This window comes from Streptomyces sp. NBC_00029, from assembly GCF_045160505.1.
GTDB lineage: Bacteria > Actinomycetota > Actinomycetes > Streptomycetales > Streptomycetaceae > Streptomyces.
In genome coordinates this window covers 6,524,622-6,548,445 of sequence record NZ_CP108292.1, presented here as the reverse complement: position 1 = coordinate 6,548,445, position 23,824 = coordinate 6,524,622, and the positions used below count along the sequence as shown (strand labels likewise).

At 72.9% G+C, this 23,824-nt stretch carries 17 protein-coding genes; 6 read left to right on the top strand and 11 right to left on the bottom strand.

Features of this window, described 5'->3' with window-relative positions; translation table 11 throughout:
• Positions 1–5: 5 nt before the first annotated feature.
• Entirely contained in the window at positions 6–1,172 is a 1,167-nt protein-coding gene (locus OG753_RS30610; RefSeq protein WP_405790936.1) for a citrate synthase/methylcitrate synthase, read from the bottom strand.
• Between the two features lie 65 nt (positions 1,173–1,237).
• On the opposite strand from OG753_RS30610, the gene OG753_RS30605 reads away from it, so the two are divergent.
• The 3 genes from OG753_RS30605 (at position 1,238) to OG753_RS30595 (ending at position 4,943) form a co-directional block, all read left to right on the top strand.
• A complete protein-coding gene (locus OG753_RS30605; RefSeq protein ID WP_327264832.1) occupies positions 1,238–2,491 on the top strand; it encodes a citrate synthase in 1,254 nt (417 codons plus the stop codon).
• Positions 2,492–2,634: 143 nt separating this feature from the next.
• The gene (locus OG753_RS30600) at positions 2,635–4,236 is read left to right on the top strand and encodes an ATP-binding protein (protein WP_405790935.1); all 1,602 of its coding nucleotides are present in this window, start codon (positions 2,635–2,637) and stop codon (positions 4,234–4,236) included.
• Complete coding sequence (locus OG753_RS30595; protein ID WP_405790934.1) at positions 4,233–4,943, top strand: response regulator; 711 nt, start codon at positions 4,233–4,235, stop codon at positions 4,941–4,943. The genes OG753_RS30600 and OG753_RS30595 overlap by 4 nt, the downstream gene beginning before the upstream one ends.
• 35 nt (positions 4,944–4,978) lie before the next feature.
• Here OG753_RS30595 and OG753_RS30590 read toward each other — a convergent pair whose 3' ends face one another.
• The 3 genes from OG753_RS30590 to OG753_RS30580 form a co-directional block, all read right to left on the bottom strand.
• On the bottom strand, positions 4,979–6,571 hold the full coding sequence (locus OG753_RS30590; RefSeq protein WP_327264829.1) for a cation acetate symporter: 1,593 nt from the start codon (positions 6,569–6,571) through the stop codon (positions 4,979–4,981).
• Positions 6,568–7,056, bottom strand: coding sequence for a DUF485 domain-containing protein (locus tag OG753_RS30585; RefSeq protein ID WP_383198730.1), 489 nt, complete (start codon positions 7,054–7,056; stop codon positions 6,568–6,570). The genes OG753_RS30590 and OG753_RS30585 overlap by 4 nt, the downstream gene beginning before the upstream one ends.
• Before the next feature lie 174 nt (positions 7,057–7,230).
• Positions 7,231–9,351 carry a DNA topoisomerase IV subunit B gene (locus tag OG753_RS30580; protein ID WP_327264827.1) on the bottom strand — a complete coding sequence of 707 codons (2,121 nt, stop codon included), beginning with the start codon at positions 9,349–9,351 and terminating at the stop codon, positions 7,231–7,233.
• A gap of 448 nt (positions 9,352–9,799) precedes the next feature.
• On the opposite strand from OG753_RS30580, the gene OG753_RS30575 reads away from it, so the two are divergent.
• A complete protein-coding gene (locus tag OG753_RS30575) occupies positions 9,800–10,033 on the top strand; it encodes a hypothetical protein (protein WP_030016583.1) in 234 nt (77 codons plus the stop codon).
• Between the two features lie 109 nt (positions 10,034–10,142).
• Here the strand turns inward: OG753_RS30575 and OG753_RS30570 are convergent, their stop codons facing one another.
• From OG753_RS30570 to OG753_RS30540, 7 genes are all read right to left on the bottom strand, one after another.
• Positions 10,143–11,069, bottom strand: coding sequence for a serine protease (locus OG753_RS30570; protein WP_405790931.1), 927 nt, complete (start codon positions 11,067–11,069; stop codon positions 10,143–10,145).
• A 137-nt stretch (positions 11,070–11,206) separates the two neighbouring features.
• Positions 11,207–12,775 (bottom strand): RNA polymerase sigma factor, encoded by a 1,569-nt coding sequence (locus OG753_RS30565; protein WP_327264825.1) that lies wholly within the window; start codon positions 12,773–12,775, stop codon positions 11,207–11,209.
• A 374-nt stretch (positions 12,776–13,149) separates the two neighbouring features.
• Positions 13,150–14,037 (bottom strand): FadR/GntR family transcriptional regulator, encoded by an 888-nt coding sequence (locus OG753_RS30560; RefSeq protein WP_327264824.1) that lies wholly within the window; start codon positions 14,035–14,037, stop codon positions 13,150–13,152.
• A gap of 191 nt (positions 14,038–14,228) precedes the next feature.
• Positions 14,229–16,010 (bottom strand): ATP-binding cassette domain-containing protein, encoded by a 1,782-nt coding sequence (locus OG753_RS30555; RefSeq protein ID WP_405790928.1) that lies wholly within the window; start codon positions 16,008–16,010, stop codon positions 14,229–14,231.
• A gap of 203 nt (positions 16,011–16,213) precedes the next feature.
• Entirely contained in the window at positions 16,214–16,960 is a 747-nt protein-coding gene (locus OG753_RS30550; protein WP_405790926.1) for an NUDIX domain-containing protein, read from the bottom strand.
• Between the two features lie 120 nt (positions 16,961–17,080).
• Positions 17,081–19,069 (bottom strand): glycogen debranching N-terminal domain-containing protein, encoded by a 1,989-nt coding sequence (locus OG753_RS30545; RefSeq protein WP_405790924.1) that lies wholly within the window; start codon positions 19,067–19,069, stop codon positions 17,081–17,083.
• A 209-nt stretch (positions 19,070–19,278) separates the two neighbouring features.
• Positions 19,279–20,544 carry a DUF4192 domain-containing protein gene (locus OG753_RS30540; RefSeq protein WP_405790922.1) on the bottom strand — a complete coding sequence of 422 codons (1,266 nt, stop codon included), beginning with the start codon at positions 20,542–20,544 and terminating at the stop codon, positions 19,279–19,281.
• A gap of 120 nt (positions 20,545–20,664) precedes the next feature.
• Here OG753_RS30540 and OG753_RS30535 point away from each other — a divergent pair, with 120 nt between their 5' ends.
• Both OG753_RS30535 and OG753_RS30530 read left to right on the top strand, forming a co-directional pair.
• Positions 20,665–22,824 carry a RecQ family ATP-dependent DNA helicase gene (locus OG753_RS30535; protein WP_405790920.1) on the top strand — a complete coding sequence of 720 codons (2,160 nt, stop codon included), beginning with the start codon at positions 20,665–20,667 and terminating at the stop codon, positions 22,822–22,824.
• Between the two features lie 215 nt (positions 22,825–23,039).
• Positions 23,040–23,669 (top strand): hypothetical protein, encoded by a 630-nt coding sequence (locus OG753_RS30530; protein ID WP_327264818.1) that lies wholly within the window; start codon positions 23,040–23,042, stop codon positions 23,667–23,669.
• Positions 23,670–23,824 lie beyond the last annotated feature (155 nt).

The following is a 23,824-nucleotide window of genomic DNA, read 5'->3' as shown; positions in this document are numbered from 1 at the left end:
CTCCGTCAGTGCAGGGGCGGCACCGGCTGGGGCGGGGTGGGGCCGGTGTACCGGGCGGCCGGTCGGATGATCTTCGAATCGGAGGCCTGTTCGAGGATGTTCGCACTCCAGCCGACCACGCGGGCCGCACAGAAGGTGGGGGTGAACATCTCGCGCGGGAGTTCGCACAGCTCCATGACCACGCCCGCGTAGAACTCCACGTTGGTGTGCAGTTCCCGGCCCGGCTTCAGTTCGGCGAGGATCTCCTCGACCTGGCGCTCGACCTCGACGGCGAAGTCCACGAGGGGGCCGCCGAACTGGAGGGCTATCTCGCGCAGCATGCGTGAGCGGGGGTCCTCGGTCCGGTAGACGGGGTGACCGAAGCCCATGATCCTCTCGCCCGCCAGGACCCTCTCGCGGATCCACGGCCCGATCCGGTCGACCGTCCCGATGGCGTCGAGGGTGTCCAGGGCCCGGCTGGGGGCGCCACCGTGCAGGGGGCCGGAGAGCGCGCCGATCGCACCGGTCAGAGCGGCCACGACGTCGGCTCCGGTGGAGGCGATCACACGGGCGGTGAACGTCGAGGCGTTGAAGCCGTGGTCGACGGTGGAGATCAGGTACTGCTCGACCGCCCGGGCCCGGGCCGCATCGGGTTCCCGGCCGGTCAGCATGTAGAGGTAGTTGGCGGCGTACGGCAGGTCGTCGCGCGGCTCCACCGGCTCCAGGCCCTGCCCCAGCCGGTGCAGGGCGGTCAGCAGGGTGGGTACTGCGGCGCAGGCGGCCAGCGCGTCGGCGGCCCGGCGGCCGGGGGCGAGGTCGTAGACGGGGCGGAAGCCCGCCGAGGCCCCGAGCAGCGAGAGCGCGGTGCGCAGCCCGGCGAGGGGGCCGGAGAGCCGCGTGGCCCGGGCCAGGTCCGGCAGGGCGTTGCGCACCTCCTCGGGCAGATGGCGCAGGGGTGCGATGCCGGCCGCGAAGGCGCCGCGTTCGGCGGCGTCCGCCGGGAGCGTGCCGCGGAACATCAGGTGCCAGACGTCTTCGAAGCTGCGTCCGGCGGCGAGCTCGACGGCCGAGTACTGGCGGTAGTGGTAGAAGCCCTCCCGGCCCCGGACGTCGCCCAGCCCGGTTTCGGTGACCACGACTCCCGCGAGACCGCGGGGTACTTCCAAGGTGGTGTCCATGGATCGACCATCCATGATGGATTCAATCGCTGTCAATATTGATTGAGTCAACATAGCTATCCATCTGTAGGGTATGTGTCATGAGCGAGCAGACGGACGGCGGGCACAGGCTCAGCACACAGGAGGCGGCCCGCGCACTCGGCGTGAAACCGGCGACGGTGTACGCCTACGTGAGCCGTGGCCAGCTGACCAGCCGCCGCGACACGGCCGGGCGGGGCAGCAGTTTCGATGCCGCGGAGGTGGAGGCGCTGGCCCGCCGGAGCAGGCGCGAGGCCGCGGCTCCCACCGGGGAACTCACCGTCCGCACCGCGCTCACCCTCATCGAGCCCGACGGGTACTACTTCCGTGGCGTGGACGCCGTGGACCTGGCCTCCCGGTACCGCTACGAGGAGGTCGCCGAGTGGCTCTGGACGGGCACCTTCACCCCCGGGGCCCGCTTCACCGCTCCCGCGCAGGCCCTGGCGGCGGCCCGGCGGGCGGTCGCCGCGCTCCCGGAACACGGCGGCCCCCTTGACCGGCTGCGGGTGGCGGTCGCCGCCGCTGCCGTGGCGGACCCGCTGCGCTTCGACCTGTCCGAGGAGGCGGTACTGGGCTCCGCGCGCGCCCTGATTCCCACGCTGGTCGGCGCGTTGCCCACCGCGGGCCCGGACCGCTGGGCCGGGGACGGCCGGATCGCCCGGCAGTTGTGGTTCCGGCTGACGGCGCGGGAGCCGGACCCGGACGCGCTGGCCGTGCTGGACCTGGCGCTGGCGCTGCTGGTCGACCACGACCTGGCGGCCTCGACCCTGGCCGTCCGGGTGGCCGCGTCGGCCCGCGCCCATCCGTACGCGGCGGTGTCCGCCGGGCTCGGCGCCCTGGAGGGCCCGCTGCACGGTGCGGCCGGACGGCTCGCGCACCGGATGCTGGTGGAGGTGCTGGAGCAGGGCGGGGCCGCGCCGGTGGTGGCCGAGTACCTGCGGGCGGGGCGCCGCGTCCCGGGGCTCGGCCACCGGCTGTACCGCGGCGAGGACCCGCGGGCGCGGGCCCTCTTCGCCCGGCTGGAAGGGCTGGAGCAGGCCGGTCCGGCACTGGGCGCGGCGCGCGAGGTGGCTTCGGTGATGGCCCGGCAGGGCGGACTGCACGCCAATGTGGATCTTGCGCTGGCCGTGCTGACGGTCTCGTGCGGAATGCCGGCGGAGGCTGGGGAGACGGTCTTCGCGGTGGCTCGGACGGCGGGCTGGATGGCTCACGCCCTGGAGGAGTACCAGGAACGGCCGCTGCGGATGCGACCGAGCGGGCAGTACCACGGACCCCGCCCGCCACAGCCGATGCCCGCACCCACGCCTGTGCAGTGACGGATCCGGACGCCCGCTTCACCCCCGGTGAGGGGCGGAACACGGTCCGGGCAGGGCGGGAGTGGGGAACCCGACAAGCAGGGCGAGAGCATTCCGCTCCCGCCGGGGCCGACCTACCGTTGCTGCCCATGCGGTTCCCCCTCATGAGCGCTCGGCGCCTCGGGCTGCCCAGACGGGCCGTCTCCCAGATCCTGCTGACCCAGCTGGCCATCGCCGCCGGGGTCGTCGCACTGGCGACGGGATTGTTCCTGGCGCCGCTGAGCGCCCAGCTCGACGACCAGGCCATGCGGCGCGCCCTGGCCATCGCGCAGAGCGCCGCGGCCGACCCCTCACTGGCCGCCGGGCTCCTGGACTCCGGGGCCTCGGCCGACAGCCCCGTACAGTCCTCCGCCGAACGGATCCGCCGGGCCACCGGCGCCCAGTACGTCGTCGTGCTCGACCTCGACGGCATCCGCCGCTCGCACCCCAGCGCCGACCGGATAGGGCTGCCCGTCTCCACCGATCCGAGCGACGCCCTGGCGGGACGCGAGGTCATGGAGATCGACGAGGGCACCCTGGGCCGCTCCGCCCGCGGCAAGGTCCCGCTCCTCGCGGCCGACGGCGAGATCGTCGGCGCCGTCTCGGTCGGCATCGCCTACGACAGCGTCCGCGAACGGCTGCTCGGCGCGATCCCCGGCCTGCTCGCCTACGCGGGCGGCGCACTGGCGGCGGGTGCCCTCGCCGCCTACCTGCTCTCCCGCAGGATCCAGCGCCAGACCCGCGATCTGGCGTTCTCCGACATCGCGGGCCTGCTCGCCGAGCGCGAGGCGATGCTGCACTCCATCCGCGAGGGCGTGATCGCCCTCGCCCCCGACGGCCGCGTCCGGCTGGTCAACGACGAGGCCGCCCGTCTGCTGGGCCTCGCCCCGGACGCCACCGGCGGCTTCGCCGGGCGTCCACTGGACGAGGTACTCGGTGCGGGCCGCACCGCGGACGTCCTGTCGGGCCGCGTCACCGGCCGGGACCTGCTCACCGTCCAGGGCCCCCGGGTCCTGGTGGCCAACCGCATGCCCACCGAGGACGGCGGTGCGGTCGCCACCCTGCGCGACCGCACCGAGCTGGAGCGCCTGGGCCGCGAGCTCGACTCCACCCGGGGCCTGATCGACGCCCTGCGCGCCCAGGACCACGAGCACGCCAACCGCCTCCACACCCTCCTCGGCCTGCTGGAGCTGGGCCTGCACGAGGAGGCGGTGGAGTTCGTCACCGAGGTCGCCGGGGTGCACCGCACGACGGCCGAGCAGGTGACCGAGAAGGTCCACGACCCCCTGCTGGCCGCCCTTCTGGTGGGCAAGGCGACCGTCGCCGCCGAACGCGGCGTCCCGCTGCGCCTGGCCGGGGCCACGCTGCTCCCCGACCGTCTGGTGGACCCGGGCGGCCTCGTCACCATCCTCGGCAACCTGGTGGACAACGCCCTGGACGCGGCCGCCGGTTCGCCGGCGCCCCTGGTCGAGGTGGAGCTGCGCGCCGAAGGCCGTACCGCCGTGCTGATGGTGCGCGACAACGGCCCCGGGGTGCCCACCGCGCGTCGCGAAGAGATCTTCACGGAGGGCTGGTCCACCAAGCAGCCCCGGGCCCACCGCGAACGCGGGCTGGGTCTCGCCCTCGTCCGCCGCCTCGCGGAGCGGCAGGGCGGCAGCGCCCGGGCCGGTGAAGCAACGGACGGAGGGGCGGAGTTCTCCGTCGTACTCCCGGAGGCCCTGCGATGAACGAGACCCCGAGCAGGGTTCATGCCGTACTGGTCGTCGACGACGATGTACGTGTTGCCCGGATCAACGCGGCGTACGTGGCGAAGGTTCCCGGTTTCCGGGTGACGGCGCAGGCACATTCCGCCGCCGAGGCACTGCAGTTCCTCACCGCGCATCCTGTGGACCTCGTCCTGCTGGACCACTACCTCCCCGACGAGAACGGCCTGGACCTGGTCCGCCGCCTGCGCGAGCTCGGCCACCACACCGATGTGATCATGGTCACCGCCGCCCGTGACCTCGCCACCGTGCAGTCCGCCATGCGCCTCGGCGCCCTGCAGTACCTCGTCAAACCGTTCACCTTCGCCGGGCTGCGCACGCGACTGGAGGCGTACGGGGCCCTGCGCCGCACCCTGGACACGGGCGGTGAGGCCGAACAGGCCGAGGTGGACCGGATCTTCGGCACCCTCGCCGCCGCGGGATCCACGAACGAGCTCCCCAAGGGCCACTCCCCCACCACCGCGGAGCTGGTCCGCCAGGTCCTGCGCAGCGCGGAGGGCCCCCTGTCCACCCAGCAGATCGCCGACCGGGCGGGCATCAGCCGCCAGACCGCCCAGCGCTACGTGAAGCTCCTCGAACGCACCGCCCGGGTCAGCCTCGCCCTGCGCTACGGCGAGACCGGCCGCCCGGAGCACCGTTACACCTGGCTCCCGTCGGAGGGACCTGCCTGACGGGAGCCGTGAGCCAGGAGCCGGGCGTCGGCCGCTCAGACCGCTCCGGCGCCGGTCAGGGAGCGGACCTCCGTCTCCGCGTGCTTGGCCTCGTCCGGTTCCTCGCCCGAGGTGACCGTGCCCAGCCAGCCCGCCAGGAAGCCCAGCGGGATCGAGACGATCCCCGGGTTCTGGAGCGGGAAGTACTGGAAGTCCACCCCGGGGAAGAGCGACTCCGCGCTGCCCGACACCACCGGCGAGACCAGCACGAGAAGCACCGCCGGGATCAGCCCGCCGTACACCGACCACACGGCTCCGCGGGTGGTGAAGCCGCGCCAGAAGAGCGAGTACAGCAGCACCGGAAGGTTGGCCGAGGCCGCCACCGCGAAGGCCAGGCCCACCAGGAACGCCACGTTCAGGTTCTGGGCGAGCAGTCCGAGGGCGATCGCGACGGCCCCGATGCCGACGGCGGCGACCCGGGCCACCGCGACCTCGCTGCGCTGCTTCGCGTGCCGGCGCTTGAGGGAGGCGTACAGGTCATGGGCCACGGAGGCCGAGGAGGCCAGGGTGATGCCGGCCACCACGGCCAGGATGGTGGCGAAGGCGATGGCGGCCACGAAGGCGAAGAGCACCGCGCCCCCGGTGGAACCCGCGCCCCCGCCGAGGAAGGCCGCCAGCAGCGGAACTGCCGTGTTCCCGGAGGCGTTGGAGGCCCGTACGGCGTCCGGCCCCACCAGGGCGGCCGCCCCGAAGCCGAGCACGATGGTCATCAGGTAGAAGCCGCCGATCAGCGCGATCGCCCACACCACCGAGCGTCGGGCCGAGCGCGCGGTGGGCACGGTGTAGAAGCGCGACAGGATGTGCGGCAGCCCGGCGGTCCCGAGGACCAGCGCGAGACCGAGGCTCATGAAGTCGACACGGGCGGTCCAGTCCCCGCCGTACTTGAGTCCGGGGCCGAGGAACGCCCGGCCGTGCCCGCTGCGGTCGGCGGCGCTGGTGAGCAGCTGGTCGAAGTTCCCGTGGAAGCGCAGCAGTACGAGCACGGTCAGCGTGATCGCCCCGCCCATCAGCAGCACGGCCTTCACGATCTGGATCCAGGTGGTGGCGCGCATCCCGCCGAAGGACACGTAGACCACCATCAGCGCACCCACCCCCACCACGGTGAGGGTCCGGGCGACGGCGCTGGAGTTCCCCAGCAGCAGCCCGACCAGACTGCCGGCACCGACCATCTGCGCGATGAGGTAGAGCACGGACACGACGACCGAGGAGGTGCCGGCGGCGATCCGCACCGGACGCTCGCTCATCCGGGCGGCGACCACGTCGGCGAGGGTGAAGCGCCCGCAGTTGCGGACGAGTTCGGCGACGAGGAACAGCACGACGAGCCAGGCCACGAGGAAGCCCACCGAGTAGAGCAGGCCGTCGTAGCCGAAGAGGGCGATCAGGCCGGAGATGCCGAGGAAGGAGGCGGCGGACATGTAGTCGCCCGCGATGGCGAAACCGTTCTCCATGGGGGAGAACAACCGCCCGCCCGCGTAGAACTCCTCGGCCGACCCGTGCCGGTTGCGGCTGACCCAGGTGGTGATGCCGAGGGTCACCGCGATGAAGACGCTGAACAGGATCAGCGCGAGGGTCTGGTGCTCGGTGGTCACCGGCCCGCCCTCCTCGCCCGGGTCCGCTCCTGGCCGCGTTCCTGTTCGAAGACGGTCCAGCGCAGGTCGAGCGCGGCCCGGTCCCTGCGCAGCCGCGCGTGCCGGGCGTACGCCCAGGTCAGCAGGAAGGTGCTGAGGAACTGGCCGAGCCCCGCCAGCATGGCCACGTTGACCGCGCCCACCACGGGCCGGGCCATCAGGCCGGGCGCGGTGGTGGCGGCGACGACGTAGGCGACGTACCAGAGGAAGAACCCGGCGGTGGCGGGGACGACGAACCTGCGGTAGCGGGTGCGGACCTCCTGGAAGGCGGCACTGCGCTGCACTTCGAGGTAGATGTCGGATGCGCCCGGCGCGGGGCGACCGCCACCGGGGACCGGGGCCGGCTGGGACGTTTCCTCACCCTCGCCCCACCCGACGGCGAGTGCGTCGTACCAGGGGTCGTCCAGCCGGATCGTTCCGGTATCACGACCTTCGTGCTTGTCCACCGAACTCTCCTTGTCCGCTGCCGCATTGGCCGCGTGCTCACAAGGATGTGCGGAATGCCGCTTTCCGGACTGGTGTACCGGCGCTCTTCACTCCAACAGGTGATGGAGTGACGAGCGCCGGTATGCCGTGGCGCGTTCGGTGCCGGTGGCCGCGGGACTCCGGCGGCACCCGGGTCAGGCGTCGATGCGTGAGCGGTCCAGGGTCGCCGCGGAGCTCGTGATGAACTCCTTGCGGGGCGCCACCTCATTGCCCATGAGCAGGTCGAAGACCTGCTCGGCCGAGTCCAGGTCGCCGATGTTGATCCGGCGCAGGGTGCGGAAGCGGGGGTCCATGGTGGTCTCCGCCAGCTGGTCCGCGTCCATCTCGCCGAGGCCCTTGTAGCGCTGGATCGAGTCCTTGTACCGGATGTTCTTGCGCTGGTACTCCAGCAGGGTCTGGCGCAGCTCGTTGTCCGAGTACGTGTAGACGTACTTGTCCTGGCCCTTCTTCGGCTGGACCAGTTCGATCCGGTGCAGCGGCGGTACGGCCGCGAAGACCCGGCCCGCCTCGACCATCGGCCGCATGTACCGCTGGAAGAGCGTGAGCAGCAGGCAGCGGATGTGCGCGCCGTCGACGTCGGCGTCGACGAGCAGCACGATCTTGCCGTACCGGGCGGCGTCGAGGTCGAAGGTCCGGCCCGAGCCGGCCCCTATGACCTGGATGATCGCCCCGCACTCGGCGTTCTTCAGCATGTCCGAGATCGAGGACTTCTGGACGTTGAGGATCTTTCCGCGGATGGGCAGGAGCGCCTGGAATTCCGAGTTCCGCGCGAGCTTCGCGGTGCCGAGGGCGGAGTCGCCCTCGACGATGAAGAGCTCGCTGCGGTCCACGTCGTCGCTGCGGCAGTCGGCCAGCTTGGCGGGGAGCGAGGAGGTCTCCAGCGCGGTCTTGCGACGCTGCGCCTCCTTGTGCTGACGGGCCGCGATCCGGGTCCTGGCGGCCGCGACGATCTTCTCCATCACGGCGCGGGCCTGCTGCTTGTCGTCGCGCTTGGCGGAGGTCAGGAAGGCCTTGAGCTCCTTGGCGACCACGGCGGCGACGATGCGGGTGGCCGCGGAGGTGCCGAGCACCTCCTTGGTCTGACCCTCGAACTGGGGTTCGGCGAGCCGGACGGTGACGACGGCGGTCATGCCCTCCATCGCGTCGTCCTTGACCACGTCGTCCTCGGCGACGCGCAGGAGCTTGGCCGAGCGCAGCACCTCGTTCACGGTCTTGGCGACCGAGCGCTCGAAGCCGGAGACGTGGGTGCCGCCCTTGGGGGTGGCGATGATGTTCACGAAGGACTTGACGTTGGTCTCGTACCCCGTGCCCCAGCGCAGGGCGATGTCCACGCCGAGCTCGCGGGTGACCTCGGTGGGGGTCATGTGGCCGCGGTCGTCGAGGACCGGGACGGTCTCCTTGAAGGTGCCCGTACCGGTCAGGCGCAGGACGTCGCAGACCGCCTTGTCCTGGGCGAGGTACTCGCAGAATTCGCTGATGCCGCCGTCGAAGCGGAAGGTCTCCTCGGTCTTGCCGGCCCCGTCGATGCCGCGCTCGTCGCGGACGACCAGGGTCAGGCCGGGGACGAGGAAGGCGGTCTGGCGGGCGCGCTGGTAGAGCGTCTCCAGGTTGAGCCGGGCGTCCTTGAGGAAGATCTGGCGGTCGGCCCAGTAGCGGACCCGGGTGCCGGTGCGGCCCTTGGCGACCCGCTTGACCTTGCGGAGGCCGTTGGCGGGGTCGAAGGGGCTGTCGGGGCCCTGCTCGGTGAACATCCCCGGGACGCCGCGGCGGAAGCTGATGGCGTGGGTCGCGCTGTTGCGGTCGACCTCGACGTCGAGACGGGCGGAGAGGGCGTTGACCACGGAGGCACCGACGCCGTGCAGGCCGCCGGAGGCCGCGTACGAGCCGCCGCCGAACTTGCCGCCGGCGTGCAGCTTGGTCATGACGACTTCGATGCCGGACAGACCGGTCTTGGGCTCGACGTCCACGGGGATGCCGCGGCCGTTGTCCCGGACCTCGACGGAGGAGTCCTCGTGGAGGATCACCTCGATGTGGTCGCAGTAGCCGCCCAGGGCCTCGTCGACGGAATTGTCGATGATCTCCCAGAGGCAGTGCATGAGGCCCCGGCTGTCGGTCGAGCCGATATACATGCCGGGACGCTTGCGGACGGCCTCCAGCCCTTCGAGGACGAGCAGGTGCCGCGCGGTGTAGTTGGAACCGTCCCGGTCTGCTCCGGACAGCAGCGCGCTGGAAGGCACGGACGTGTCGGCGGTCACGCAGTTCGCTCCTCGCTGAATTCTTTTTCTGGCCCGGTGGGGCGCAGGGGTGGCTCGGGTGCCGCTCGAAGGGTACCGAGGCCAGGTAGAGCCGATGCAACGCCACCCTCGCGCATTCCACAGCCTAGTCCAGATCCGCACGGGTGTTCGATCCCCCGGGCGGGTGAAGGAAACATCACGTTCCCTTCCGCGCATGAACCATTTAGGGTTCGGGCACGTCCTCATGAACAACCTGGCACTCTCGCCGGGGGAGGATGGAACTGCAAGAAGCGCACGACTGACAACGCGAAACCGTAAAGCAACGCAATACGGCTCCTTCGCCGCCAACCGGCAACAGCCGGCCAGCTTCGGAAGGAAGTTTCGAGGAAAAGCCGCGAGCGGGAACGTTTTCGGCCTGGTTGGATGTTGACCCTGGTACGACAGCTCGTCGAGCTAGAGAAGAGGCGACGTGACTACTGTTCTGACACCCGCGACCCCGCTGACGGCCGCTGACCGATGCGACCGTTGCGGCGCCCAGGCATATCTGCGCGTCGTCCTGCTGAGCGGCGGTGAACTGCTCTTCTGCGCCCACCACGGTCGCAAGTTCGAGCCGGAACTCAAGAAGATCGCCGCGGAAATACAGGATGAGACCGAGCGGCTCACGTCCGCTCCGGCTGCCAATGCCGAACCCGAGGACCGCTGACACAAGGCCTGCACCTCGCATCCGACGAGCCAGGACCGGCTAGGCCGGTCGACGGGCGGCACCCCTGAGACCCAGGGGTGCCGCCCGTCCTCACGTCCGCGACCTGCACCTACGACGTGCGATGCCCCTGTACGGGCCCTGCGTGCGGCTGGGAGCCCCTGCGGGCGTCCCATCGGATGTCCTGGACCTTCGCGGCCTGCGCGGCCGTCTCCGGGGCGAGCACGAAGTCGACCAGCGGGGCGATACGCGTGTAGACCCCGGGGCTGTCGGCGCGCCCGCAGCCCCGGCCCCACGAGACCAGCCCGATGAGCCGCCCCTGCGCCACCAGCGGCCCGCCGCTGTCGCCCTGGCAGGCGTCCCTGCCGCCACCGCTGTCCCCCGCACACACCATGGACTCCGCGCGGTACTGGCCGTCCGCGTCCCCGGGGTAGGCGCGCGCGCAGACCTCGTCCGCCAGCACCGTCACCCCCGCGGCACGGAGCGCGTACGCGTAGTCACCGAAGCCGCTCGTGTCGCCCCAGCCGTACACGGCCGCCTCGGTCCCCGCCCCGTAGGCGGGATGCCCGGCCCCCGCCATGGGCAGCACGTGGTGCGCCGGAAGGGGCTCGGCCAGCTCCAGCACGGCGAGGTCCCCGGCATTGCTCGCCGGGTCGTAGGCCGGGTTCACCCGTGCCCCGCGCACCGCGACCTCCCGGCCGTCGGCCGCCCGGAGCTCCGTACGCCCGGCGATCACCCGGAAGTCGGCCACGGACTCCACCGGGCCGCCCAGCACCTGGCTGCCCAGGCAGTGCGCCGCCGTCAGCACCCTGGTCGGGGCCACGACGACCCCTCCGCAGAACTGCCCGCCCCGCGTACCCCCGAACCGGTCACGGCTGGCCAGGGCGACGACCCACGGGCTGTCTGCGACCTTCACCGGCTTCCCGCCGATCACCACGCTGTCCGCGGCCGCCTGCGGCATCTGGGCGAGCGGCGCAGCGGCCGCTCCCGCCGCCAGGGTCAGCGCTCCCGCCAGAGCACGGGCAAAGGGACGACGCATGAGGCCTCCTGACTCCGAGTGTGCATGACTCCACCCAGAGTGGGATGCCCGGTGGCCGAGCGCACCCGCGCGGTCACCGTCGCCCCGTCGGCTCCGTGGGCTTCCGACGGCGCCGGGCGCCGTCGGAAGCCGCCCGGTCAGTCCAGGTAGTCGCGCAGCACCTGGGAGCGGGAGGGGTGCCGGAGCTTCGACATCGTCTTCGACTCGATCTGGCGGATCCGCTCGCGCGTGACCCCGTAGACCTTGCCGATCTCGTCGAGGGTCTTGGGCTGGCCGTCCGTGAGGCCGAAGCGCATCGAGACCACGCCCGCCTCGCGCTCGCTCAGGGTGTCGAGCACCGAGTGCAGCTGTTCCTGCAGCAGCGTGAAGCTCACGGCATCGGCCGGGACGACGGCCTCGGAGTCCTCGATGAGGTCACCGAACTCGCTGTCGCCGTCCTCGCCGAGGGGGGTGTGCAGGGAGATCGGCTCGCGGCCGTACTTCTGGACCTCGATGACCTTCTCGGGGGTCATGTCGAGTTCCTTGGCCAGCTCCTCCGGGGTGGGCTCACGGCCCAGGTCCTGGAGCATCTGGCGCTGCACGCGGGCGAGCTTGTTGATGACCTCGACCATGTGCACCGGGATGCGGATGGTGCGGGCCTGGTCGGCCATGGCGCGCGTGATCGCCTGGCGGATCCACCACGTGGCATAGGTCGAGAACTTGTAGCCCTTGGTGTAGTCGAACTTCTCGACCGCGCGGATCAGACCGAGGTTGCCCTCCTGGATCAGGTCCAGGAAGAGCATGCCGCGGCCGGTGTAGCGCTTGGCGAGGGAGACCACGAGGCGGAGGTTGGCCTCCAGCAGGTGGTTCTTCGCGCGGCGGCCGTCCTCGGCGATGATCTCCAGCTCGCGCTTGAGCTTGGGCGCCAGCTTGTCGGAGTTCGCCAGCTTGTCCTCGGCGAACAGGCCCGCCTCGATGCGCTTGGCGAGCTCCACCTCCTGCTCGGCGTTGAGGAGGGGGACCTTGCCGATCTGCTTGAGGTAGTCCTTGACCGGGTCGGCGGTGGCGCCGGCGACCACGACCTGCTGGGCGGGGGCGTCGTCCTCGTCGTCGGAGATGACGAAGCCCTTGTTCTCCCCGCCCTCCTCCTCTTCCTCGGTCTCGGCCTTTGCGGCGTCGGGGCCCTCGTCCGTGGTCTCGTCGTCGCCGTCGTCCGCGTCCTTCTTGGAGGCGGTCTTCTTCGCCGTCGTCTTCTTGGCGGCGGTCTTCTTGGCGGGAGCGGCCTTCTTGGCCGCCGTCTTCTTCGCCGTCGTCTTCTTGGCGGCGGGCTCCGTTCCGGGCTCTCCCGCGAGGGCTTCCACGATCTCCGCGTCCGCCGGGACGGGAGTGGCCGCGGGCTGCGCTGCCGTCGTCCTGGCCGCCGTCTTCTTGACGGTCTCGGTGGCCGTCCGCTTGGCCGGGCTCTTGGCTGCGACGCTCTTGCGGGGGGCGCGCTTGGGCGACTCCGCGGCACTGACCATCAGCGTCACACCCTCTTCCTCGAGGATCTGGTTGAGGCTGCGCAGAACATTCTTCCACTGGGTCGCAGGAATCTGGTCAGCCTCGAAGGCCCGACGCACGTCATCGCCGGCGATCTGCCCCTCGGCCTTGCCCCGCTCGATGAGCGCCATCACAGACTCGGAATCGGCGATCTCCGGCGGGAGCGTACGGGATGTGCTGGCCGACACGAACAACCTCTCGGAACGATGGGAACGGCTTCCGACCCCGGGCCTGGTGGTGCTGGACCGGAGCCGACGACCTCCGACCGGGGATGGGCCGGCGGCGCGGGCAGGGGCCGGGGAGCTGCACAGCACCCCCAAGGGCTGCTGTCTTCCCTCCGTCGGCCATCACCTCTTAAGTCATCGCGTGACCTCGCAGAGCGTTACGCCCAATATTCGTGGCCCGAGTCACACCCCGTATCCACCCGTGCCGGTCATGTGGTCGTACCCGGTGTTCCACCGGGGCCCGGACCGCCGCGAAAGAGGGCCTCACGCCGGTGTCGCCGGACCCGACCGGGCCCGGCGACACGTTCTGCACCCCCACGCCCCCGCGCGTCCGCCCGTCAGTGCTCGCGCGGGGCGGGAACCACGCGCTCGACCTCCGGATGAACCGTCAGGAGCTGCCGCATGGCGTTCTCGGCGCCCATGGCGTCACCCGCGGCGAGGGCCTCGACCATTCGTGCGTGGTGCGCCACACAGGTCTCGCTCGGGCGGTCGCAGGCGGTGATCGGGCTGCCGGAGACCTGGAGGGCAGCGGAGACGATGCCGGAGAGGTGCTCCAGCATGCGGTTCCCGGCGACCTGGATCAGCAGCGCGTGGAACTCGTTGTCGGCGCGCGCGAAGGTGATCGCGTCCCCCTGGCCGAGGGCGTGGCCCATGATCTCGACCATGTCGGCGAGGCGCTGCTGGATGTCCGGGCGGCCGTGGCCCGCGGCGAGGCGGGCGGCGAGCGGCTCGATGGTCCAGCGGAGCTCGCCCAGCTCGCGGCGCTGGTCGTCGCGCTGGGGGCCGAAGGCCCGCCATTCGATGATGTCGGGGTCGAGCAGGTTCCAGTCGGCCACGGGGCGGACCCGGGTGCCGACGTTGGGGCGGGCACTGACGAGGCCCTTGGCCTCCAGGACCCGCAGGGATTCGCGGACGACCGTGCGGGAGACCTCGAAACGCTGGCCGATCTCCTCGGGGACCAGCGGGCGGTCCGCACCGAGGTCGCCCGAAACGATCATCTGGCCGAGCTGCTGGACGAGTTGGCCGTGCAGTCCGCGTCCGCGGCTGCCTGCCGCGCGGCGGCCCACTCGGCTCAACTCGACGTCGGCACCGTCCCAATGAGGTGCTCCGACGCGGTCGGACCCGGGGGTTTCCGCGTAGGGGTAGCGGTCGAGGTCGCCCGGGCCGGCGAGGCCGGAGTCGGCATGGCGGGCGGCGGTCATCATGGTGTGCGCAAGGGTACTCACGAATCCTTTGTCGGCCGTGCCTCCATCACCCTTGAGGTCTTTGGTGAAAAGCACACGAAAGGGTGATCGGTGCCACCTACGCAATTGACGACTTATCGTAAGGAACCGGGCGTATTGCGGGGAGTTGCGATCCGCTTGACGTGACACGGAAGGCAACGGTCCCGTCCTCGACTTCTCCCGACCCGGAACGGTCACCAACGGACCCGGCTGCGCAGTCCGGTGAACCCATAGGCGCACAACAGGACCATCAGCGACAACACCAGCGCGGTCCCGACGGGTTGGGTCATCACCCGGAGGGCCCCCGCGAGCAGCCGGTCGACCTCCGGAGGCCACTGACCCCAGGTCAGGCCGCGCAAGCGGTGCGCGAGCCCGGTCGACGGGTACGCGGACGAGCCCTCCAGAGCCTTGCGAACCAGAGGAACCACCATCACCGGTACGGCGAGCACCGCCGCCAGTCCTGCGGTGGCGGACCGGAAGACACCGGAGGCCAGTACGCCGGCCCAGGCGCACCCGACGAGCAGCCCGGCCCAACTCGCCGCAGGGGACAGCCACTCAACCGGCGTGCGCAGCGGGCCGCTGTCGAAGACCAGCGCGAGGGCGGCGGCGTCGGCGGTCACCGTCAGGACCCCCAGCAGCAGGGCGAGGGCGGCGCAGACGCCCAGTTTGGCGGCGAGCAGCCCCATCCGACGGGGCACGGTGCCGCGGTCGGCGGCGAGGGCGGGGTAGCGGTACTCCTCGCCGAAGGCCAGCGCGCCGAGCAGCCCCGCGCCCAGGGCTGCGGGCGGCAGCGGCAGCAGCTCGGGCCAGGCGGCCAGCAGCCGGTTCTGCGGGGTCTGCCCGGTCCGGGCCAGCACCAGGGCGGTGAGGACGGAGAAGGCGACGACGAGGGCGGCGGTGAGGACGGGGGTGGTGGTCCCGAAGACCCGGAGCAGTTCGTAGCGCAGCGGCCTCAGGGGGCCGCCCACACGGCGCACGGTCGAGGCCGGGCGCCCGGATCGGATCTGCCGGGGATGTTCACCTGGAGCCGCGGTGGGTGGTGCGCCGGGCTCCGGCCCGGATCCCGTCTCAGTGCGGGCGGCCGGAACCGGCGCCGTGGGCGCACCGGCGTCACCGGTCTCGTCGGCGAGCTGGTGGACCAGCACGCCGTGCCGGAACGCCGCTTCGCCGACCTCGGCGCAGTTGCTGCCGTACACCGACAGCCGGCTGCCGCTCTCCGCGACGATCTCCACCGCGCGCCGGGCGGCGCGGGCCTCCCGGCCCAGCACGTCGGCCAGCCGGGCCGCGTGCGGGGTGCGCACGGCGACCCGCGGCCGCAGCCTGGTCCGGGCGAACTCGGCCGCGTCCTGGTCGGCGACGAGCCGGCCGGCCTCGATGCTGACGACGCGGTCGGCGCTGCGGGCGGCCTCCTTGGCGTCATCGGTGGTGAAGAGCACCGCTCCGCCGAGGGAGGCGTGGCCGCGCAGCAGCCCGTGCAGCCAGCCGCGTTCGCGGGGGGAGAGTCCGGCGCCGGGCTCGTCGAGCAGCAGGGTGCACGGATCGGCGAGCAGTGCCGAGGCCAGTGCGACCCGGCGCTCCATGCCGAGCGACAACGAGCCGAGCCGCTGGTCCCGCAGCCCCGCGATGCCGACGACCTCCAGCATGGTGTCGGCCCGGGAGGCCGGCACCCCGGCGGCGGCGCAGAGCATCCGCAGCTGGTTGCGGACGGTCCGCGCGGGGTTGCCGGGGACGTCGCCGAGGAGCACGCCGACCTCACGGCCGGGGTGCGGGATCCGGTGCAGCGCGCGGCCGCGGAAGTAGGTGACGCCGCGGCCCGGTTCGAGTTCGAGCATGAGCCGCAGTGCGGTGGTCTTGCCCGATCCCGGCTCACCGAGCAGGGCGGTCACATGCCCCGGGCGGGCCTCGAAGGTGAGGTCGTCCACGAGGGGCTGGGCGTCGGGACGGGGCTTGCTGGTGAGTCCGATGGCCTGGAGCATCGCTTCTCTCGCGGGGGGTGAGACCGCTCAGCGGCAGGGTGGGTACCGCAAGCAAGATAACGCGATATGTCCGATTTTCGGCGCAACCGGTCCGATCGAATGCCGATCCTGCAGCTGCCGGGCCCCGAACGGGCGGCGGCCCCGGGCCCGCTCCTGCGGCCGGTGATCCCGACGCCGGCGGCCGCGATGCGTACGGTGTGGCGTCAGACTTCGGGACGCAGCATCGGCGGGTTGAGCAGGGTGGCCCCGCCCGCGCGGAACAGCTGGGCCGGACGCCCGCCCTGACGGGTAGTCGTCCCTCCGGCCGGCACCAGGAATCCCGGGGTGCCGGTGACCTTGCGGTGGAAGTTGCGCGGATCGAGGGATACGCCCCACACCGCCTCGTAGACCCGGCGCAGCTCGCCGACGGTGAACTCCGGCGGGCAGAAGGCGGTGGCCAGCGAGGAGTACTCGATCTTCGAGCGGGCCCGCTCCACACCGTCGGCGAGGATCCGGGCGTGGTCGAAGGCCAGTCCCGTGGCGCCCTCGCCGGTGTCGGCCAGCACCTCGTCGACGGGGGCCCAGCGCGCACTGTTGGCGTCGCCTCCGGCCCGGGGCGCAGGCAGGTCCGGAGCCAGCACCAGGTGCGCCACGCTGACGACGCGCATCCGCGGATCGCGCTTCGGATCGCCGTAGGTGGCCAGCTGCTCGAGGTGCGCACCGTTGCCCGCACCGGGCAGGGCGGGATCGTGCGCGCACAGGCCGGTCTCCTCGGAGAGCTCCCTGGCGGCGGCGCCCGCCAGGTCCTCGTCCCCGCGGACGAATCCTCCGGGCAGCGCCCAGCTCCCCTGGAACGGCGGCTCACCTCTCCGGACGACCAGCGCGCAGAGCGCGTGGCGCCGCACGGTGAGCACGACCAGGTCGACGGTGACGGCAAAGGGCGGGTAGGCCGACGGGTCGTAGGGCGACATGCCGCGATCATAGTCGTCTGCCTGACGATAAACAGCGCTTTGGTGACCTTGAAGACACTCCCCCGAAGGCTGGGGGCCTCTGGTCGGGCAGCCGGTCCGGCCCGAGCGGGGCGCGGGGGCTCAGCGTCCCAATTGGAGCCCATCGGCCGCCTCCTCCACCATGCCCAGGCCGAGCCGGCTGATCCTGACGGTGAAGGGCTCCCCCGCCACACGCAGGCCCGAGAGTCTGAGCGCGCCCAGGGGCGCGCCGGGGAGAGGGACGAGGGCGACCGTGCCCGCGGGGGCGTCGGGGCGGATCCCGGCGAGGGCGGTCAGCGCCTGGACCCCGGCCGCCGCGGCCACGGCGGCCGGGCGGCAGGCCGCCGGGTGCGGGACGGGGGCGCTGCCCGCCGTGCGCTGCTCGGCCGCGAACATCTCCGGCAGCCGGTACCCGAAGGCCTCCGCCGCGTCCAGCAGGCCCCTGAGCAGGCCCGCGGCCTCCTTCTCGAAGCCCGACTGGGCCAGGCCCGCCACGGCCACCGCGCTCTCGTACGCCCGCACCGCCCCGGAGCGGTGGCCGAACGGGTTGTGCCCCGGCTCCTTGACCGCCATGCTCCGCAGCCCCCATCCCGAATCCATCGCGGGAGCTCCGAGCAGCCGGGCCAGCTGCTCGGCGCGGGTCCGGTCCAGGAGCCCCGGGGCGATCCGGCCGCCACTGAGCAGTCCGGTGTCCAGCAGGTGCGCGGCGGCCCCCGTCAGCCGTGGCAGCGGCCGTCCGTCGGGATGCAGGGCCGAAGCGGGCCGCCCGCCGTCCGGACCGTCGATCCAGAACGCTGCCCGGAACCGCTCACGCAGCGCGGCCGCGCGGTCCCGCCACTCCGCGGCGCCGGGCCGCCCGCAGGCGGCGAGCAGGTCGGCGCCGAGCTCGGCGGCCCGGTGGGCGTGGGCCTGGGTCTCACAGCGCCGCGGGCCGGGGTCGGGGTCGGCCAGGAACCCGTCCTCCCCCAGCGCGCCCCGCAGCCAGTCGAGGCACCTTTCGGCGGCCGGGAGCAGTCGGGCCACATCCTCTTCCGGCAGGCCCCAGAGCCGGGCCTCGGCCAGCACTGCGGGAAAGGCCAGGGTCGCCTCGGTGGCGGTGCACCCCGGTGGAAGCTGCGCGCCCGCTCCGCGCAGCGGGCCCGGGATCTTCCCGAGGTCCGGCCCCCGCTCCTCGGTCTGGGTCCGGGCGAGGATGCGCAGGGTGGCCGCGGCGAGACCGGTCCCGAGCGGCAGTGCCATGCGGGCGGCCCAGAGCGATTCGGCCGGGGACAGTCCCAGCCGCCACGGCGCTCCCGCCGCGGCGAAGGCGTCGCCGGGCTCCTCGGGGTCCCTCAGGAGCAGGGCGCCCAGGTCCTCGACGCTGGACCGCAGCCATGCCTCGGCCCTCGGGTCGTCCCCCTCGGCCCGTGCGTCGGCCAGCGGGTTCGCCACCTGCCCCACGGGGGGCCTTTCCACCCGGTGCTGCGTGGTCCGCAGCTCGATGGTGCGGGATTCGCCGGGGGCCAGTTCCAGCTGCCAGCGCAGCAGCCCGGCCGAGGCCAGCGCGTCGTCCGGCGGCGGCTCGGCGGCGGTCACGGCCTGCGCCTCGCCGGTGCTCCAGCGCAATCCGGCCGCGTGCACCCCGGCGGGCAGCTCCGGCCCGGCCCGGCCTGCGGCCACGGCGGCCAGCTCCGCCAGGTCGGTGCCGAGGAGCACCTCCACGGGCAGGCGTACCGGCCGGGCCGCGAAGCTGCGCAGGGTGATCCGCTCGGTGCCGTCCGCGTGCCGGACCCGTTCCACACCGATGTCGGGGTCGGGACCGGGCTCGGCCCCCGTGCGCACGGTCGCGGTGAATGCGGCCCGGTCCGCGCCGAGGCTGCGCCCCTGCACGGCGACCGGATCCCGGCCGCCGACGCGCAGTACGCACCGGGAGAGCAGCCGGCGCCCGGATCGGTAGATCCCGTCGATTCCCTGCCCGGTCAGCTGGCCGTGCTCCGGGGAAATGACCAGACAGGGCGCGGCGACGCAGATGACGGCGCCGTGCACGGGCGGCAGTTCGGACCGGCGGGCCGCGGGCGCGCCGGCTGGGCGGGGAGGTGCGAGGTGAGACATGTGTCGCCTTGTCTGCGCTCCGGTCGGTTCAACAGGGCGGCGGCGCGGCCGGGGCCCCACCACCCCCCAGCTGAACGCCCCCACCCCCGCCCGGGTCACGGGCCCGGCCCCCGGCGGGCCGTGCCGGGCCCGCGGCCCACGCAGTCGGAGCAGGGCCCGGGTGCACCGGAGCAGCCGTCCCGGACGCCTGTGCGACAACCCGTGCGCGTTCACTGCCCGCTCCCCGCGGTGCGGCGGGACCTGCGGCGGGTGGCCGTGCGGCCCCGTCGGCCGGGAGGGCGCGTACCGGCCGAGGACCGCCCCCGCCCGGGCTCCCGGCGGCGCCGCTCCTCCCGCAGACACTCCCGGAGCCCCTCGGGGTCGATCCCCTCGTTGCAGGCGTGGTGGAGCAGCTGGGCGAAGCGGTACTCGGCGTCGGCCCGCAGGGCCAGCCCGAAAGCGATCCGGGCGGTCGGCTCGTCCCCCGTGGACCAGGAGACCCATCCGGCGAGGGTGAGCGGAGCCGCGGCGTGCTCGCGGTAGGCCCCGACGCAGCGCCTGGCCAGGGCCCGCCACAGCCGCAGGGCGGGGGCCGCCTCCTCGTCCTCCATCCACTCGGCGGCGACGTCCCGGATCTCGCGGTCCTGGAGGCCGAAGATCAGCGAGGCGGCCTCGTCGTGGCCGAGCAGCGCGTCGTCCCAGTCGTCGGCGTGGGGGCCGCCCTCGACGGGCGGCGCCAGGGTCATCCGCCGCATCAGGGTCCGGGCCAGGGCGAGTGTCTCGGCGCCGACCTCCTCACGGGTGGCCCCGTCGAGAATCCTCGGCATGAGGGCTGCGGCGGCCCGGTCGAGGGCCCGTTCCGCCTCGTCGGCCACGGCCCCGTGCAGCGGTGCCAGCCTGCCTTCGATCTCTTTCAGGGAGCCCCGGACCTGGAGACCTGCGAAGGTGGCGGTCGCGGCGAGCACCGATGTACCGACGGCGGCCAGCCGGCTGCCCTCGGCCGGGCAGCACCGCTCGTCGGGGCAGACGTAGGACCAGAACCGCCCCTCCGACAGGCACAGGGCCTCCAGTACGGGCACGTCCAGTGCGCCGCAGGCCAGCCGGATCCCCTGGGCGAGCGGCCGAAGCCGCTTCATTACCTGAAGACCGCCTTCCTCCCCGCCCGGCTCCTGGCAGAGGTAGACGACGATGCCGTCGGGCTTGCTCCCGCGCCGTTCGCTGCCCCGGATCAGGCACTCGGCGACCTGTCGGGCGGTGTCCTCCCATTCCGCGGACGTGGCCGGGATCCCGACGCGGAGCCGGCCGCCGAAGCGTCCGCCCTCGCCGTGCACGGCCACCATCACGAGGGAGTCGGTCGGGTGGAAGCCGAGCATGTAGGGCAGCGCGTCGGCCAGTTCGGCCGGGCTGCGCAGGGTGATCTGGGGTCCGGTGGTTGCTCCGGCCGGGCTGATGGAGGGCCGGCCGGACGGGGTGCGTGATTCGTGGTTGCTCGTCATGACACGAAGGTCCCGCGCATGATCCGATCCCGAAAGCCCTGTGGATAACTACCGGCGCCGCTGTCCACAGGCCCGGAGCGGCATTGGCGCGATGTCGGAGGCATCGGGTTGCATGGGGGCATGAACGCAGACCTGAGGTCCTCGGCCGACTCCGTACTAGCCCGTCTCGTGGGCGACCCCACGGGGACCGCCAAGCTGCGCGAGGACCAGTGGCGGGCGATCGAGGCCCTCGTGGCGCACAAGCGGCGGGCTCTGGTGGTGCAGCGCACCGGCTGGGGCAAGTCCGCGGTGTACTTCGTCGCCACCTCGCTGCTGCGGGCGAGCGGCGCCGGCCCCACCGTGATCGTCTCCCCGCTCCTCGCGCTGATGCGCAATCAGGTCGAGGCCGCTGCCCGAGCCGGGATCCGCGCCCGCACCATCAACTCCGCCAATCCCGAGGAGTGGGAGGGGATCCAGGCCGAGGTCGCGGCGGGTGAGGTCGACGTCCTGCTGGTGAGTCCGGAGCGGCTCAACAATCCCGATTTCCGCGACCAGGTCCTCCCCAAGCTCTCCGCCGCCACCGGCCTGCTCGTGGTGGACGAGGCCCACTGCATCTCCGACTGGGGCCACGACTTCCGCCCCGACTACCGCCGGCTGCGCACCATGCTGGCCGACCTGCCGCCGGGCGTCCCGGTGCTCGCCACGACCGCGACCGCCAACGCCCGCGTGACCGCCGACGTCGCCGAGCAGCTGGGGACCGGTGCCGGCACGGACGCGCTGGTCCTGCGCGGCCCACTGGACCGCGAGAGCCTGAGCCTGGCGGTGCTGACACTGCCCGACGCGGCGCACCGGCTGGCCTGGCTCGCCGACCGCCTCGGGGACCTCCCGGGCTCCGGAATCATCTACACGCTGACCGTGGCGGCCGCCGAGGAGGTCACCGCGTACCTGCGCCACCGGGGTCACACGGTGGCCTCGTACACCGGCAAGACGGAGAACGCCGACCGCCAGCAGGCCGAGGACGACCTCCAGGCGAACCGGGTCAAGGCGCTGGTGGCCACCTCCGCCCTCGGGATGGGCTTCGACAAGCCCGACCTCGGTTTCGTGGTGCACCTGGGCTCGCCCTCCTCCCCCATCGCCTACTACCAGCAGGTGGGCCGCGCGGGCCGTGGCGTGGAGCATGCGGAGGTCCTGCTGCTCCCCGGCCGCGAGGACGAGGCGATCTGGCAGTACTTCGCCTCGGTGGCCTTCCCGCCGGAGGAGCAGGTCCGCCGCACGCTCGACGTCCTGGCCCAAGCCGGCCGGCCGCTGTCGCTGCCCGCCCTGGAGCCGCTGGTCGATCTGCGCCGCACCCGGCTGGAGACCATGCTCAAGGTGCTCGACGTCGACGGCGCCGTGCACCGGGTCAAGGGCGGCTGGACCTCGACCGGCGAGCCGTGGGCCTACGACGCCGAACGCTACGCCTGGGTGGCCCGCCAGCGGGCCACCGAGCAGCAGGCCATGCGCGACTACGCCTCGGCCACCGGATGCCGGATGGAGTTCCTGCGCCGCCAGCTGGACGACGAGGAGGCCGCGCCCTGCGGCCGCTGCGACAACTGCGCCGGGACCCGGTTCACCGCGGAGGTCTCCACGACCGCGCTGGACACCGCGCGCGGTGAGCTCGGCCGCCCGGGAGTGGAGTTGGAGCCGCGCAAGATGTGGCCGACCGGGCTCGCGGCGGTCGGTGTCGACCTCAAGGGGCGCATCCCCGCCGGCGAGCAGGCCTCGACGGGCCGGGCACTGGGCCGGCTGTCCGACATCGGATGGGGCAACCGGCTGCGCCCGATGCTCGCCCCCCAGGCTCCGGACCAGCCGGTTCCGGACGACGTGGCGCAGGCCGTGGTCGCAGTGCTGGCCGACTGGGCCCGCGGCCCCGGCGGCTGGGCCTCGGGGGCGCCCGACGCCCCGGCCCGGCCGCTGGGCGTGGTCGCCCTGCCCTCACGCAGCCACCCCCAGCTGATCGGTTCGCTGGCCGCGCGGATCGCGGAGGTCGGGCGGATGCCGCTGCTCGGCACCGTCGCGTACACGGACCGGGCCCCTGAGTTCGGGTCGGTGTCCTCGAACAGCGCACAGCGGGTACGCGGGCTCCACCAGTCCCTCACCGTGCCCCCGGCGCTGGCCGAGGCGCTGGCGGCGGCCGCGGGCCCGGTGCTCCTCGTCGACGACCGCGCGGAGAGCGGCTGGACCCTTGCGGTGACCGCCCGGCTGCTGCGGCGGGCAGGCGCGAAGGAGGTGTTCCCTCTGGTGCTGGCGCTCCAGGGATAGCCGAATGCGTCATCCTCGGCGTGGCGGGGCAAGGATATGAACGGCATACCGGCCAATTCCGGTCCACGGCGTCAATTGCTCGTTGCCGCACGCTCCGTGGCCACGCGAGAATTGGGGTGCTCCCGCTCGGCTCCTCGGCACCCTCCTGGGCCGCGCTGCGGCGCGCCCTGACTCCAGCCGTGCCCGTCCGCGGGCGTGTACCCGAAGGGAGGACCGTGACCTTCGGATTCGCGCCGCCCCCGACCACGTCCCTTGCAAGAGCGACCGGCGGTACCAGCCGGCACGGCAGGCTGCTGGAACCGGCGGAATGGACAGCGGCGGGCATTCCGCTGCTGCGCAATCCGCGCGAGGTCGTCAGCGGGCTGCACTCCCGGCACAGCCCCGTGCCCTCGACCGCGGTGATCGCCGTCCTCGGCCCGGAGGAGCAGCTCGTGGCGAGCGCCTCCTTCGTGCAGCGGTCGGCCTCGGCCGACGGCTGGGAGTACCGCAACGCCCTGTTGTCCCGGCTGCGCCGGGTGCTGCCGCACGACCTGCGGCGACGGACCCCGGTCCGGACGGCGGTGCTGCTCTACTGCCGCGAGGGCGACGAGCGGTGGACCGAGGAGGACGGCGCGTGGATGTGGGGGCTGCGGGACGCCTGCACCCTGCACGGCCTGCGCTGCGGCGCGTACATCACGCTGACCCGTGAGGGCTGGCAGGTGCTGGGTGAGGGCCGCGGTGGCCGACGGCCGAGCTCCGAATCGAGGCCGCAGCGCCTCGGCGACACCGTGGCCGAGTTCTCTCCGCTGGCCCTGCACACCGGGGGCGGCGCGGTCGAGGCCCTGCGGCGGACCGCCGCGCGCTGAGCCTCGTACGGCCGGCTTCGGGGGACTGCCCGCCGTACGGCCACTCCTCGCCGGACCACGCGCGGTAGCAGAGGGCGCGGTACGAGAGGGCGCGGCACGAGGCCTCGAGCGGGGCGCCGCGGGCATGCCTCACAGCCGTACACCCGGGAGCGGGC

Bases quoted from the DNA above. Each gene is read 5' to 3' on its own strand.
- OG753_RS30550 (WP_405790926.1), bottom strand. From the start codon at position 16,960: ATGTCGCCCTACGACCCGTCGGCCTACCCGCCCTTTGCCGTCACCGTC.
- OG753_RS30540 (WP_405790922.1), bottom strand. From the start codon at position 20,544: ATGACGAGCAACCACGAATCACGCACCCCGTCCGGCCGGCCCTCCATC.
- OG753_RS30545 (WP_405790924.1), bottom strand. From the start codon at position 19,069: ATGTCTCACCTCGCACCTCCCCGCCCAGCCGGCGCGCCCGCGGCCCGC.
- OG753_RS30610 (WP_405790936.1), bottom strand. From the start codon at position 1,172: ATGGATGGTCGATCCATGGACACCACCTTGGAAGTACCCCGCGGTCTC.
- OG753_RS30570 (WP_405790931.1), bottom strand. From the start codon at position 11,069: ATGCGTCGTCCCTTTGCCCGTGCTCTGGCGGGAGCGCTGACCCTGGCG.
- OG753_RS30535 (WP_405790920.1), top strand. From the start codon at position 20,665: ATGAACGCAGACCTGAGGTCCTCGGCCGACTCCGTACTAGCCCGTCTC.
- OG753_RS30595 (WP_405790934.1), top strand. From the start codon at position 4,233: ATGAACGAGACCCCGAGCAGGGTTCATGCCGTACTGGTCGTCGACGAC.
- OG753_RS30600 (WP_405790935.1), top strand. From the start codon at position 2,635: ATGAGCGCTCGGCGCCTCGGGCTGCCCAGACGGGCCGTCTCCCAGATC.
- OG753_RS30605 (WP_327264832.1), top strand. From the start codon at position 1,238: ATGAGCGAGCAGACGGACGGCGGGCACAGGCTCAGCACACAGGAGGCG.
- OG753_RS30555 (WP_405790928.1), bottom strand. From the start codon at position 16,010: ATGCTCCAGGCCATCGGACTCACCAGCAAGCCCCGTCCCGACGCCCAG.